Annotated in this window: 10 protein-coding genes and 1 pseudogene; 9 read left to right on the forward strand and 2 right to left on the reverse strand. The window is 55.0% G+C overall.

Translation table 11 applies throughout. From position 1 onward, the window contains the following. The first annotated feature begins 5 nt into the window (after positions 1-5). On the forward strand, positions 6-1289 hold the full coding sequence (locus ACR0IK_RS20650; RefSeq protein WP_480643057.1) for a TRAP transporter large permease: 1284 nt from the start codon (positions 6-8) through the stop codon (positions 1287-1289). A gap of 604 nt (positions 1290-1893) precedes the next feature. Here the strand turns inward: ACR0IK_RS20650 and ACR0IK_RS20655 are convergent. Beyond that, the gene (locus ACR0IK_RS20655) at positions 1894-2655 is read right to left on the reverse strand and encodes a helix-turn-helix transcriptional regulator (RefSeq protein ID WP_480643035.1); all 762 of its coding nucleotides are present in this window, start codon (positions 2653-2655) and stop codon (positions 1894-1896) included. Positions 2656-2784: 129 nt separating this feature from the next. Here ACR0IK_RS20655 and ACR0IK_RS20660 point away from each other — a divergent pair, with 129 nt between their 5' ends. The 8 genes from ACR0IK_RS20660 to ACR0IK_RS20695 all read left to right on the forward strand — a co-directional run bounded on the left by ACR0IK_RS20660 (position 2785) and on the right by ACR0IK_RS20695 (position 13303). Then, positions 2785-4761 (forward strand): CocE/NonD family hydrolase, encoded by a 1977-nt coding sequence (locus ACR0IK_RS20660; RefSeq protein WP_480643036.1) that lies wholly within the window; start codon positions 2785-2787, stop codon positions 4759-4761. Positions 4762-4782: 21 nt separating this feature from the next. Beyond that, complete coding sequence (locus ACR0IK_RS20665; RefSeq protein ID WP_480643037.1) at positions 4783-6348, forward strand: ABC transporter substrate-binding protein; 1566 nt, start codon at positions 4783-4785, stop codon at positions 6346-6348. An 86-nt stretch (positions 6349-6434) separates the two neighbouring features. Further along, complete coding sequence (locus ACR0IK_RS20670) at positions 6435-7373, forward strand: ABC transporter permease (RefSeq protein ID WP_480595226.1); 939 nt, start codon at positions 6435-6437, stop codon at positions 7371-7373. Positions 7374-7385: 12 nt separating this feature from the next. Next, positions 7386-8243 carry an ABC transporter permease gene (locus ACR0IK_RS20675; RefSeq protein WP_480643038.1) on the forward strand — a complete coding sequence of 286 codons (858 nt, stop codon included), beginning with the start codon at positions 7386-7388 and terminating at the stop codon, positions 8241-8243. Next, entirely contained in the window at positions 8240-9220 is a 981-nt protein-coding gene (locus ACR0IK_RS20680) for an ABC transporter ATP-binding protein (RefSeq protein ID WP_480643039.1), read from the forward strand. The genes ACR0IK_RS20675 and ACR0IK_RS20680 overlap by 4 nt, the downstream gene beginning before the upstream one ends. Further along, on the forward strand, positions 9217-10140 hold the full coding sequence (locus tag ACR0IK_RS20685) for an oligopeptide/dipeptide ABC transporter ATP-binding protein (RefSeq protein WP_480643040.1): 924 nt from the start codon (positions 9217-9219) through the stop codon (positions 10138-10140). Before ACR0IK_RS20680 ends, ACR0IK_RS20685 begins: the two co-directional genes overlap by 4 nt. Positions 10141-10151: 11 nt before the next feature. Beyond that, entirely contained in the window at positions 10152-11798 is a 1647-nt protein-coding gene (locus ACR0IK_RS20690) for an amidohydrolase (RefSeq protein WP_480643042.1), read from the forward strand. Next, entirely contained in the window at positions 11798-13303 is a 1506-nt protein-coding gene (locus tag ACR0IK_RS20695) for a M81 family metallopeptidase (protein WP_480643043.1), read from the forward strand. The genes ACR0IK_RS20690 and ACR0IK_RS20695 overlap by 1 nt, the downstream gene beginning before the upstream one ends. 350 nt (positions 13304-13653) lie before the next feature. Here ACR0IK_RS20695 and ACR0IK_RS20700 read toward each other — a convergent pair. After that, positions 13654-14658: pseudogene (locus ACR0IK_RS20700) on the reverse strand (transposase); the annotation flags it as partial. Between the last annotated feature and the right edge of the window lie 294 nt (positions 14659-14952).

Raw genomic sequence — 14952 nt, forward strand, 5'->3', positions numbered from 1 at the left:
ACGTCATCACATTTACGCTGGTCGTAGCGATGGTTGTGCTGCTGTTTCTCAGCTACCCCATGGTCGTTCCCTTGGCAGTTGCGACCCTGATCGGCCTGGTACATTTCTCTCAGAGTGATACCGGCGTCATCATTCAGCAAATGGTAACCGGCATTTCACCGAACGCGCTCATCGCTGTGCCAATGTTCATATTTGCCGCCGATATTATGGCCCGCGGCCATACTGCCAACAACCTGCTTGGCCTGATCGAAGCATTTGTAGGGCACCGCCGGGCTGGCTTGCCGATCACTGCTTGCATCAGTTGCACGCTGTTTGGCTCAGTCTCGGGGTCGACCCAGGCAACAGTGGTCTCGATCGGTCAGATCATGAGGCCAAAATTGTTGAAAGCGGGTTACAAGGACCGTTTTGTCATGGCACTGATCATCAATGCCAGCGACATCGCCTTCCTTATTCCTCCCAGCATCGGAATGATCCTTTACGGCACACTAGCCAATACAAGTGTTGGGGAGTTGTTCATCGCAGGGATCGGACCGGGGGTTGTTCTGGCGGTCATGTTTTCGATTTATTGCTACTTCTACAGTGCGCTGCAAGGCGATCAGATTGCGCTTGTCCCGAAGAAATCTAGTGCTGAGCGCAGGGCGGCTTTCCGCAGAGCTGTCCTTCCTTTGGGATTCCCAGTACTGATCGTTGGCGGCATCTATTCCGGAGCCGTCACCCCAACAGAAGCGGCATCGTTTTCGGTCCTCTACGCACTGATCGTCGAGTGCGTGATCTACCAAGAACTGAAGCTCAATGATGTATTGGATTCGGCACTCAGTACTGGTTTGATCACAGCGGTCGTGTTCATTCTTGTCGGGGTCGGTCAGGCGTTTTCCTGGTATATCTCGTTTGAACAGATACCCCAGGGCCTGCTGGAGCCGCTCAACCTCGAAGGCGCGTCCCACGAATACATTCTCTTCATCATCGCCCTTTGTTTCTTCGTGGGCTGCATGTTTGTCGACTCGCTTGTTGTACTTGTCATCCTCACTCCGATCTTTGTTCCGATCGTAGATACCTCGGGGCTTGATCCGGTTCTTGTTGGCGTTATGGTCACGCTGCAGATGGCCATTGGATCGGCTACGCCACCCTTTGGCTGCGATATCTTCACCGCAATCGCAATCTTCAACAGGCCTTATCTGGAAGTAATCAGGGGGACTTTGCCGTTCTTCGCAATATTGGCTCTGATGACGGCGTTGCTGATATTTCTCCCGGGCATCGCGTTGTTCCTCCGAGATCTCGCGGCGTTCTGAATATGCAAAAGTCGGATGGCTAGCCCTTAGATTTGGCCATCCGCACTGGCCTATCGTTTCAGGGCCCAGGCAGGTCGGCTTCGCCCAATACCGTGGTAGATAAAAGCCATCATGTCACACGCCCACGCCACTGTCCGACACACCAGCACCGCAGGCATTCAACTTGGCTAAATGCGAACCTCGCCAATTTCTGCCTTTGTTACACCTGCCCGTCGTTTAACGCGTTCGTAGGATTAGGTGGTTCGTGCTCAGCGCGGGCAACGGAGCGAAAGCCGCCTTTTGCTCATGCTGCTAGTGCCGACGCAGTAATAGTTTGCAGGGGCAGTACGAATATCATTACGTTGCAGCTGATGTCTTTAGACCGGTCATTCCCAACCACAGTGAGTTCCAGGTCTCTATTGGCCTGGATGCGTCCACAGAGCCGTCTTGCAATGGTTGGGAATTTTGATCCCAGGCCTCAAATACTCCAGTCAAACATCAGTGATGTGGGTACGTCATCAGCACGTTTGCGAAGCTGATTGCGGAATGCCTGGATGAAAATGTGTCCTTTCAACTTTATATCGCACCAAGGAAACCGCACCGCCGCTTATGTTGATCCGACGATTCAAGCCTCGGTCAGGTGCTTCCTGACAGTTGGGTCGATCTTATTGCTTTGGAATGGGTAGATACCACAAGCGGCAATTGCCTCGCGCGCAGTGACGCGCTCGTGCAATCGTTTCCAGATAGTTTTGGCAGCATAGGGATGAGGGTACGGGCGCCAGGCGACGCCCATGGTCATTCCTCGTAGATACTTCAGTTGCTGCCGGTGCGCGGAGTACAAGATGGTGTTGGCTACGCTGCCTTCTCGTGCAAGCTCGTGTTCTGTCACGAATATCCTGTTTCCCCGCATTGTCACCAAGCCGGAATAGCGGGAAATCTGGTGCATGCTTTTGTCTGTCGACGTGGCAATTTCCCTGGAACGAATAGTGAAAAGCCCATCAACTTCCTGGATGCGGATCAATGAACAGAAGATCTTTCCTTCCCAAGATGGCGTGCAGAAATATGAATGGTAAAACCCTACGTAACGCCTCAGGTTTTTCTGTTGACCCCGAAAAGGATCAAGAAATGCGTCTGTGGGCGTTTTGCCAACTTGTGGCACGACACCCTTTAGCATTCGTTCGAAGTTATCAGTTTCAGCGAACAGCTCTGCTTCTGTCAGATCGAAGTGACGCGCAATTCGGCGCATGTTGTGGGCCGAAGGCAGGCTAGAGCCAGTCAGGTAACGATTGAATTGCTGTCTGTTGACGCCGATGTCACGACAAATCTGCGAAATGCTCCCGTGTTCTGCGCATAACGACTTTAGGTTTGTGGAAAAATTCTCTGTCACCGGTAAAACCTTTCGCGTTTTGACGCTATAGTACGACAGATAGCGTCAATTCGCACAAGATCGCACAATTTGTTTTCCCTGCAAATTGGTTTCTTCTTCGGCATCAACTCGCAACAGACAAGCCTCCAGATGCCAATTCAGACCATCGAAAACACATGGATCACACTCTCGGATGGACGGAGTCTTGCTGCGCGACTCTGGTTACCCGAAACGAGCCCTGTACCGGCTATTCTGGAATATCTGCCTTATCGCAAACGCGACGGCACAGCGCCGAGAGATGAAACGACACACACAGTGTTCGCTGAGGCGGATTATGCCTGCGTGAGGGTCGACATAACCGGCACCGGGGACAGCGAAGGTCAATTCGATGATGAATACTCTGAGCAGGAACTGCGTGATGGCGAGGAAGTCATAGCCTGGATTGCCGCGCAGGATTGGTGTGACGGGCATGTCGGGATGATCGGAATATCGTGGGGCGGATTTAACGGCTTGCAACTAGCCTTTCGCCGACCACCAGCTTTGAAGGCTGTTATCAGCGTCGCCTCGACCGTGGATCGCTATGCGGATGACATCCATTTTATGGGCGGGTGCCTGCTGAGTGACAACGTGAACTGGGGTAGTCAGATGTTTGCATATCTGACGCGCCCCGCCGATCCGGACCTACGTGCAGATTGGCGAGAGGATTGGCTGGCTCGCCTGCAAAACGTCCCATTCTCTGCCGCAGATTGGTTGCGTCACCAAACCCGTGACTCCTATTGGATGCATGGCTCTGTTTGCGAGGATTGGTCTGCCATTCAAGTTCCTGTTTTGGCGATCACAGGCTGGGCAGATGCTTATGTGAATGCTCCACCCGCTTTGGCTGCAAATCTGAGGGCACCGAGCAAGGCCGTCATCGGGCCATGGGAACATCGGTATCCTCATATCTCGAAACTTGATCCTGCGGATTTCCATTCCGAAGTCATCGGCTGGTTTGATCGCTGGTTGAAAGGGCAAGAAAATGGTGCAGAGGACCTGCCTGCCTATCGGACATTTATGCAGGAACACTTTAACCCAGCGCCGCAAAATGGCCCTCGGCAAGGTCGTTGGATTGCGGAAGCTAGCTGGCCGTCGCCGCACGTACAAGAACAGATCTGGCACTTGGTTCCCGGCGGGTTTTCCCAAAGCCCAAGCCCTGGTTCCTTGGCAATCGCATCACCTTGTCATGTCGGTATGCAAGGCGGGTATTTCTGTGCTGGCATGCGGATTGACAACGAGCTTCCCGGAGATCAGTCAAGCGATGACGCCTTGTCGCTCTGTTTTAACAGCGCACCATTGCAAGCGCCGATGGAGTTGCTGGGGCGCGCTAAACTGAAGTTTCAGTTTTCGGTGGATCAGCCTGTTGCCCAGCTTGTTGCTCGATTGTGCGATGTGTCGCCGGACGGTGTATCACAACGTATCAGCTATCGGTCGCTGAACCTCTGTCACTACCGCAGTCATGAAGCGCCCGAAACCTTAAGGCCCGGAGAGATTTACGAGGCCGAGATTGCCCTGAATGAATGCGCGCACCGCTTGCGCGAGGGTCATGTGCTGCGGCTGGCCCTGTCGACGTCTTACTGGCCGATCGTCTGGCCGGCACCGAATGCCGTTGAGGTGACATTACACTTGCAGAATTGCACTCTGCACTTGCCTGTGCGCGAAGTTACGCACGAAATACAAGCCTCTGAACCTGGCCAAGCTCAAGGTTACCCGGTTCTTGATGCCGAGCAACTTCGGTCACCTGCATCGCAGTCCGAACAGATCGAGAGCGAAGACGGTCAGATAGTTCTGAAGACGTTTGATGACTACGGTAAAACGCGCGATCCCTACCACGATCTGATTGTCGGTAGCGACGTGCGCATGCACTATGGCATTCATCCGGATGATCCCTCAACCGCATGTTTCGAGACGGCTTGGAATTTCACCTTTGAACGGGCGGATTGGCAGGTTGCCATCTCGACCAAGTGCCGCATGAGTTGTGATGCACAGAATTTCTACCTCTACCGCAAACTACGCGCCACTGAAGGCGCGGATGAAACCGAAGTTCTGACGAAGGAATGGTCCGAAACCGTTCCACGCGGACTTCTATGACTTAGTCCAAGGGAGGATATTATGAAGATCGAATGGACAAAGGCCAATGTTGGCCGCAGGAAGTTTTTGAAAGGCGCAACCGCGCTTGGGGCGGCCACAGCTCTTCCGATGGGATGGGCAAACCGCGCATTTGCGGCAGATGACGGTGTTCTGCGGGTGCGGGCTTATGGTGATGCACAGAATATGGATCCAGCCCATTCCGTTGGTGTTGTTGAAGAAGAGGTTCATGCCTCCATCTACAACAAGCTGATCCAGTATAAGCCAGGCGAGGAATGGGGTTGGCAGCTGGATGCGGCAACGATGATCGAACAGGTTGATCCGACCCACATCAAGTTCGCATTGCGAGACGACATCGGGTTCACCAACGGTTTTGGCGCCATGACTGCCGAGGATGTTAAATTCAGCATGGAACGGGTCGTGGACGACGCGACCGACAGTCCGAACAAACCCGACCTGGGTCCCTTCAGCCATGTTGAGGTGACCGGTGAACGCGAGGGGACAATCGTTCTGAATGAACCGTTCGCACCGATCTGGTCGATTGCCCTACCTTACATTACCGGAAACATCGTTTCGAAAGCGGCGGTCGAAGCTGCTGGTGGCCGGATCGGCGCTGATCCGGTGGCAGAGTCCGGCCCCTACCTGCGGGACAGTTGGTCCCCCAAGGAAAAGACAGTTCTCAAGCGCAATCCCGACTGGAAAGGGGACGCACCCACCTGGGATACCGTCGAAATCTATCCGATCGACGACGAAAACACCGCCGAGATCGCGTTCGAGGCGGGCGAGCTGGATGTAACCCGTGTGTCGCTAGGCTCGGTCGAGCGGTATCGCGCCGGGGTTCCCAATGGTGGATCATTGGTTGAGAAACCCTCGCTTTATTATGTCTGGATGGGCATGAATGTTGAGCATCCGAAGCTGCAGAACCAGAAGCTGCGGCAGGCGATTCAGCACGCGGTGGATGTACCCAGCATTCTCGAGGCTGCATATTTTGGTGCTGCGGAACCTTCGACCGGCATCATTGCACCGGGCCTTGCCGGTCACCGGCCGTCTTCGATGGTGCCGCCTGAGGCGAATTTCGAGAAAGCGGCGCAGTTGCTTGCAGAATCCGGTGAGACCAATGTTACGCTGACCCTCGATACGCTGAACAAGACGACCTTCACCACAACCGCTCAGATCATTCAGGCAACGCTGGCGCAGATCGGGATCACGGTTGAGGTGAACGTTCTGGAATCCGGGGCATTCTGGGCGTCGGGTGACAATGAGAACCTGCAGCTTGTTCTGAACCGCTATTCGATGACTCCGGACCCGTACTATGCGACGTCGTGGTTCACGCCCGAACAGATCGGAAAATGGAACTGGGAACGCTTCAACAGCCCTGAATTCAATGAAATTCATGAAACTGCGGCTGCGGAAACGGATATCGCAAAACGGGCAGAAATGTATCAGCGCGCTCAGGACCTGATGGAAGAAAGCGGTGCTTATCGATTTATTACCCACGAGGCGACACCGGTAATTCACAGCGCACGCGTCGTTCCGGCATTGCGGCCAGATGGCCTGTCCCTGCTTCGGTATTTCGGCAAGGCGACCTGAACTCCCCAGGTCGACCAGGTACGGCGGGCGCGTAATGCTCGCCGTACCAAAAACAACGCCACCAAGCCACAAGGAGCCAGTTGGCCATGCTGAATTTCGCAACCCGTCGCTTCGGGCTGTCGCTGCTTATCCTGTTCGTGGCGGTCACCGTCATGTTTCTGATGATCCGCGCCGTGCCTGGCGATCCGGTCCAGATCATGCTGGGCCCGCGTGCCACGCCCGAACTTCAGGCCCAACTCACCGCGGCGCTGGGACTGGATCAACCGATCTGGAAACAGCTTTTGATTTTCTATGGGAATCTTTTGCAGGGTGACCTTGGAACCGATGTTTTCTCGGGCCGGTCCGTGACTGACATCGTGTTCCAGCAATTGCCATTCACGCTGGAACTGATCTTTGCGTCGATCCTTTGGTCCGCAAGCCTGGGTATTGCCCTTGGTGCTTATGCGGCGGCGCATCCCAATACTTTGATTGATCGGATCGCTGCTGCGATATCTGTCAGCTTTGTCGCTGCTCCGGCTTTTGTTGTCGCGCTTTTGTCGCTTTTGATTTTCGCCGTCCATCTGCAATGGTTTCCCGCCATCGGGGCGGGAGAAGGTTTTTGGGACCGCCTAAACCATCTGGTTCTGCCGGCTTTCGCGATCGGGCTCAGCTGGGTCGGCTATATTGCCCGTCTGGTGCGGGCATCGATGCTGGAGGTTATGGGCGAAAGCCATGTGCGTACGGCCCGGGCTTTTGGTATCGCCGAACGTCGCGTGGTCATGGTTTACGCGCTTCGCATCGCCATTCTGCCGGTGGTTACCGTGATCGGCGTTGGGATGGGCTTTCTTCTCAGCTCGGCCGTCTTTGCCGAAATCGTTTTTGCCCGGCCGGGGCTGGGTAAACTGGTCATCGATAGCATTACGACCCGAAACTACCCGATTGTTATGGGCTCAGTCCTCATATCCACCGCGTTGTTTGTGGTTTCGACCGCGTTGGCAGATTTGATCAACGCGTTGCTCGATCCACGTGCACGTACGGCTCATTGAGGGGGGAAAGTGATGGAAAAATCTCGTTCCGAATTGGGTCAGATCATCATCGGGGTCGCCCGCGACCCGCTTGGCCTAATGGGCTTGATCATCGTCGGCATCATCGTGTTCTGCGCAATATTCGCAGCCTGGATCGTGCCCTACGACCCGATTGCCATGGATATTAAATCGCGCATGCAAGGACCATCCGCTGCACACCTTCTGGGGACCGACCAACTTGGGCGCGATACGTTTTCGCGGGTGATTGCAGGGGGTCAGGTTGCGCTCAAGGTGGCATTGCCGGCCGTGTTCGGCGCAATGGCGATTGGTCTGACGCTGGGCATGATAGCCGGGTATGGGCCGAAATGGCTCGACAACTTACTGATGCTGTTCTTCGATACCATTCGATCCTTTCCGACCGTAATGTTCGCGCTGGCCGTAGTTGCGCTGGTCGGGCCCAGCCTGCAGACAGTGGTGTTCGTGGTCATGGCAACTTCGATCCCGACCTATGGGCGCGTTGCACGGACGCAGACACTGACGCTGCGCAATTCCGAGTTCATTCTGGCCGAGCGGTCGATGGGGGCGGGCATGGCGCGCATATTGGGCGTTCATATGCTGCCCAATATCATCGGCGTTCTGGCAGTGCTGGCAGCCATGGATATCCCTACAGTCATCGCGCTTGAGGCCGGACTGTCCTTTCTGGGACTGGGTGTAAAACCCCCCACACCTAGTTGGGGTGCCTTACTGAAGGATGGCTATTCCTTGATCCGTCAAACCCCTTGGCTGGTGGTTGGCGGGGGCCTGCCGATCATTCTGGCAACACTTGGGTTCACGTTCCTGGGCGAAAGCCTGCGCGACGTGGTTGATCCGAAACTGAGGAAACAGCGATGACCGATACACTTCTGGAAATCGACCACCTCAGCGTCGATTACGAAACAGGGCGGGGCTATCTCAAAGCCCTGAGGGATATCACATTCGACGTCAACAAAGGTGAAATCGTTGGCATTGTCGGGGAATCTGGTTGTGGCAAATCCACCCTGATTTCATCCATCCTACGGCTGACCGCGCCCAATACGCGGTTCCGTGAGGGAGAGATCAGGTTCAAAGGACAGGATTTGTTGCAGGCCTCGGAACGGCATATGCGCGATTTGCGTGGGGCGGATATTTCGATTGTCTTTCAGGACCCGATGCAAACGCATAATCCTGTTCTGACCATCGGACAGCAGATGCTGGACATTCAACACCGCTCAAAACAGTCAAAAGCCGATAAGCTGGCGCAAGCGGCCAAGATGCTGGGTGCGGTTGGCATTCCCGACCCTGAGGCGCGATTGAAACAGTATCCGCATGAGTTTTCTGGCGGGATGCGTCAGCGGATCGCCATCGCGATGGCCTTGATGTCCGAGCCTGATCTTTTGATCGCGGATGAACCGACCACCGCGCTGGATGCGACGCTTGAGGTGCAGATCATTGAGCGTCTGCAAGAACTGCAGCGCGAGTTTCACTGTGCCATCCTGTTCATCTCGCATCATTTGGGCGTGATCGCAGAACTCTGCGACCGGGTGGTGGTGATGTATGCCGGTGCGGTTGTCGAAAGCGGGGATGTGCGTGAAATTTTCCACAATCCCAAACATCCCTACACCCGCCGCCTGATCGAATGCGACCCCGGTCACATCAAGGAACGCGCCCGCGTTTTGCCCACCATTCCCGGTGAAGTACCCGATCTGGCCAACCTGCCGGGGGGCTGTATCTTCCGCGACCGCTGCGATCAGGCCATGCCCCGTTGCGCCACCGAAGTACCCCCACTGGAACAACTGAAACAAGGCCACCACGCCGCGTGCTGGCTGAACCATGAGGAGGCCACAACATGAGCTTGCTGAACGTTGTGGACCTGCACACCAGCTACGGGCCGGTCAATGTGCTGGCAGGTGTGAGCTTTACCGTACAACCCGGCGAGACCTACGCGCTGGTCGGTGAAAGCGGTTCCGGAAAAACGACCGTGATACGCGCCATTGCGGGGCTTGCGCCCGCACAGGACGGTTCGGTCACATTTGAAGGGCAGGAAATTCGTGGCGCCCCGGAAAGTGTCATGCGTCCGTTGCGCAAAGACATGGCAATGATGTTTCAGGATCCAGTCGGAAGCCTTTCGCCACGCCTGACCATCCGCAGCCTGATCACCGAACCCTATCGTATTCAGGGCATGAAAGACCGCGATCTGGATGCCGAGGCTAGACGCCTGTTGGAAATGGTGAACCTGCCGACGCATTTTGCAGATCGCTATCCGTATCAGCTATCAGGGGGTCAGGCACGGCGTGTGGGCGTCGCACGCGCGTTGGCGTTGGAACCCAAGCTGATCCTTGCGGATGAGCCGACTGCCGGTCTCGATGTGTCGGTGCAGGGTGAGTTACTGAACCTGCTCAACGATCTGCGCGAACGGCTGGGGCTGGCGATGGTGATCATCACCCATAACCTCAGCGTTGTGCGTCATGTGGCTGACAGAATGGGGATCATGTATCTTGGCCGATTGGTCGAAGAAGGTCCAACCGAGACAATCTTCAACGACCCGCGCCATCCTTATACCCGTTGCCTTCTAAGCGCCAACCCGGAACCAGATCCGGATGCGCGATTGGAACGGATCGCCCTCAAAGGGGAACCACCCAGCTTGCTTAAACGCCCCTCGGGGTGTGAATTCCGCGAGCGTTGCCCCTTTGCCCAGGGCATCTGCACCCAGACCCCGGAATGGGAAGTGGACGGTGGCCACGGGCTGCGTTGTCTAGCCCCGCTGTCGTAGCAGGAAAACCGATGCCAAGCACACTCTATTTCAACGGTACAATCCTGACGATGGATGAACAGAACTCATCGCCAGAGGCAGTTCTGACCGAAGGAAACAGAATTCAGGCAGTGGGTGCCGAGGCTGATCTGCGCGCACGCATGACGGCGGATTCTCAGGAGTACAACCTTCAGGGTCGTACTCTGATGCCTGCATTTATCGACCCGCACGGGCATTTCCCAGATCCCGGGTTTATCCGGCTGTTCCGAGTCGACCTGTCGTCGCCTCCTCTAGGGGATTGCAGGGAAATGTCGCAGGCGCTGGACAGGCTGCGAGAGAAGGCCGACGCAACGCCCGAGGGTGAATGGGTCATGGGGGTTTCGTTCGACAATACGTCCATTCTCGAGGGTCGAATGCCGACACGGGCTGAGTTGGATGAAGTTTCACAACGGCATCCAATCTGGGTGATTCACGCATCGGGACACAATGGCGCGGCAAATTCTCTGGCGCTCGAGAGGCGCGGGGTAAATCGTCAAACACCTAACCCGGAAGGTGGTCGCTTTGGCCGTGATCCCAAAACCGGAGCCCTGACGGGATTGATAGAAGGGTTATCGGCCATGGGAGAGATGGGCGATACTGACTTCCTGATTGACCGCGAAAGGTTCTGGCAAGGCTTTGACGCCTGTCGTGACGAATACCTCGCCCATGGGGTGACTTATGCCCAAAATGCCTGGGCGTCGCAAACCATGTTGGATCACTTTGCCAGCCTTTCTGCCGATCAGGACCCGGGAATTGACATAGAACTCTTACCTGTCGGAAGTCTGGAGCCTGGGTTGTCTGCCAACTGGATCGGCACGAACTGGCCGGGAAACCCGCACTTCACTCTGGGTCCACGCAAACTGTTCACTGATGGGGCATTTCAGTTGCAAACCGCGTATCTGTCTGCCCCGTATTTCAAGCCGACCAACCCGGATCACCCTTCTGGAATGGTATACACCTCGCAAGAGCAATTGGATGCCGACGTCAGTAAGCTCCATGGCAAAGGCTTACAGATTCATTGCCACTGCAATGGCGATGCCGGCGCAGAGATGTTCATAGATGCGGTGGAAAAGGCGCTTCTAGTGCACCCACGCCAAGATCATCGTCACACCATTATCCACGGCCAGGCCCTTCGGGATGATCAGTTAGAGCGTATGGCTCAGCTTGGAATAACAGTCAGCTTCTTTCCCGCTCATGTCTTTTTTTGGGGGGATCGCCACTATGACACCTTCTTGGGGCCCGAGCGGTCCGAGCGGATATCACCAGCGGCCTCAGCTGAACGGTATGGCGTACGATATACGATCCACAACGATGCCTCGGTCACGCCAACACGTCCAATCCACTTGGCCCATTGTTCGGTAAATCGGAAAACCGTTTCAGGCCGCGTACTGGGTGAGGACCAGAAAATCAGCGTTCAATCAGCTTTGCGCGCCCAAACCATCGACGCCGCTTGGCAGGTTTTCAAGGAAGATCAGCGCGGCTCCATCGAAACGGGGAAAGTCGCTGATTTCGTGGTTCTTTCGCGCAATCCACTGCACGCGCCGGAGCGCCTGACCGATACACAAGTGCTCGAAACAATTCGCAACGGTCAAAGTGTATTTGCCGCCACGGGTGCCGAACAAGAAATCGAGCACACATAATGACCTTCAAGCGTGTTGCGATCGCAGGGTTTCAGCATGAAACCAATTGTTTTGGTGTGACGAAAGCCGGTCTGCACGAATTTGAAATGGCGGATTCCTGGCCCGGTATGTTGCATGGAACGCAGGTGGTTTCGGAAACAACTGGCATGAACCTACCGATCGCAGGTTTTGCCAAGACCGCAGTAGCAGCAGGGTTTGAAGTCGTGCCAATCCTGTGGTGCGCCGCCGAGCCGTCCGCACATGTGACCGATCATGCTTTTGAAACGATTTGCGGGATGCTGTTGGACGGGCTCAAAGATGCGGGCCACATTGACGGCGTTTATCTTGACCTCCACGGGGCAATGGTCACCGATAGTTTTGCTGATGGTGAAGGAGAGTTATTACGTCGTGTGCGAGAAACTGTGGCCTCCAATATTCCAGTGGTCGCAAGTTTGGACCTGCATGCCAACATCTCTGCTGAAATGGTTGAATACGCCGACTATTTTTCGATTTTTAGGACTTATCCTCACTTGGATATGGCGGAAACGGGCGCCCGTTGCGTAACCGTACTGCAGCGTTTGATAGCGGGTGAAACACTTTCCAAGGCGTTCCAACCGGTGCCTTATCTCATTCCCCTGCATTCGCAGCATACCGGATCCGCGTTGTTCAACGAAATTTATCAAATGCCGGCCAGATTTGAGCAGCAGGAAATCTTGGCCGAAATTGCTCTTGGATTTACAGCAGCGGATTTCCCCGACACCGGCCCGTCTTGCGTTGTCTACGCATCCACAGCCGAGAAAGCCGTCGCTGCCGCAGAAGAAATCGTCTCCTTGTTTATGTCTCGGGAAGCCGACCTCGATTGTTCGATGCTGTCTCTGGAGGAAGCCGTATCGACATGTCGTCAAAGGCGGAAGAAACCCATTGTTCTCGCAGATGTTCAGGACAACGCCGGTGCAGGCGGGACGTCTGATACCACGGGACTGTTGGCAGCACTGATTGAGGGTGGAACAAAGAGTGTCTTGATGGGTTTGTTCCATGATCCGCAAAGCGCAAGGCAAGCCCATGAGGTTGGAGAGGGCGCCTTGGTCGAATTGGCAATTGGCGCAAAGTTCGATTTGGCTGGCCAGATTCCAGTCATAGCAGAGTTTGAGGTTCTGGCTTTGAGTGACGGCACTTGCCGCTATACCGGAGAAATGTATGGGGGTGGTGTCGCAACGCTTGGTAAGACGGCGGCGCTACGGTTAGTTGGGCAAGAGGCCGAAATCGATCTTGTTGTCACAAGCCTACGCAATCAATGTCTGGATCGTGCACATTTTACTCATATCGGCCTAAACCCTGAGAGCTATTCAGTGATTTGCGTTAAGAGTACCGCACATTTCCGGGCAGATTTTGAACCTATAGCTGGAGATGTATTTGCGGTTTCTTCTCCAGGCGCATTTCTCTGCGACCTCAAAAAAATCCCTTACACTTGTGTCACCAGACGGTTGCCCAACACTTGCAGTGCTTCCACCAGTCGACACAAATGAAGGTCTATTGAATTCGGAACTACTCATTCCCCTTGACCTATGAGAACAGGCACGCGATCGGGAGGTTTAAATTCTGTCGCTTGATTGAGAGAGTAATTTGAAAGGAAGGTGCTGCTCGAAGCCGTATTGAGGAGTTACGGCAAACTGCTCATATTTCCTATGATCTGAATGTCAGCTTTCGACATCGGATTTCAATTTTTTCGCAAATGCAGCGAAGGACCGGTATCCGCCGATTCTGTTGAAAAGCAACGTGTTGCCGGCGCAGAAAGTGAGGCGCTGAACAGAGCGCGAGCGCCTTCTGGTCAGGCTTTGCGCGTTTGCTGCGGTGCAGGAAAGATCTTAGCTTATTTGCGGCGAAACTGCCTGAGCGCGTGGCCTGCTGGGCAGATGTACTGACCATTTTCAGCATCCCATTCGAAGTCGGCGCGCGTCTAGGTACCGTCGTTGCGCCCGGATTTATCAAAGACAGGAATGTGCGGCGCGATCTTGCGGTCGACCAGCCATCCAAGAAGTGGCCCGGTGCCATAAGCGGTGTCGGCGATCAGCCATTCTGGATGCAGGTCGAACTTGTCCTCTACCCGGTCCAGCATGGTTTTGGTTGATCCGACTTCAGCTTGGCGGATGGACCGTGTGACTTCCACATTGACGATGACCCCGTGATCGGTGTCGATCAGATAGTAGTCGGAATGGCTAAAGAATGCTGGGCCTTTACGGGCCGCCGTCCACTGGCTGGCCGGATCAGAATGAGAGGTGAACTTTCGTTGCACCTCGCTGGCGGCACCGAATGCGGCTTCATCTAACGTGTCCAGATACTCGCTAACGGCGCGAGGGGCATCGGTCGGGTCGATGTCGGAGGCGTCCCAATCTTCCTTCGGCGTCGAGTTCTGTTTGTTAGAGTCCGCCTCTATCAGGATGGCATCAATTGCCAGACGCTGGCCGCTAACCAAACCTTCCGCGATGCAACGCGCAACAGTCGTCTTGAACAGATGACGCAGCGGCTCACTCTCACGGAACCGGCCATGCCGGTTCTTGGAAAATGTTGAGTGATCTGGCACCCGGTCGTTCAGATCAAGACGACAAAACCAGCGATACGCCAGGTTCAAATGCACCTCTTCGCACAATCGGCGTTCTGACCGAATGCCGAAGCAATACCCAAACAGAAGCATGAGTATCAGCAGCTCCGGATCAACCTATGGGCGGCCAGCGTGGCTGTGGAAGTCGGCGAGATGCGCTGGCGTACTGGCCAGATCAACAAACCGATCAATCGCGCGCAGCAGGTGATCTTGGGCAACATGATGCTCAAGCGAGAATTCGTAGAACAACGCCGCCTGAGCATCCTTCTTCGGTCCCATCATCGCTTTTTCTCGCAATCCATACCGGAATTGAATCAGCGGCTTACCTCACGATCAAGCAAGAGTTTTTCAACGAAATACGCCCGTGCTGTTTTTCGCTGCCAACGCAAAGCGTACAATGCAGCCGTTGGTTCGAGGAGCGGCAACGGCGGAGTTGTCCCGCGGAATGTAAGTTTGATCTGTTTACAGTTCTGCGCTCGCGGCGAATGTCAACAATGCGGGCTGCAGCCGCAGAAGCAGAGGTGTGTGGTGAATGTCTCTTATGGGCCGTTCTCGCAGCTTTGCAAAGCGCGGTTT

Source organism: Ruegeria sp. BF7 (assembly GCF_056538605.1).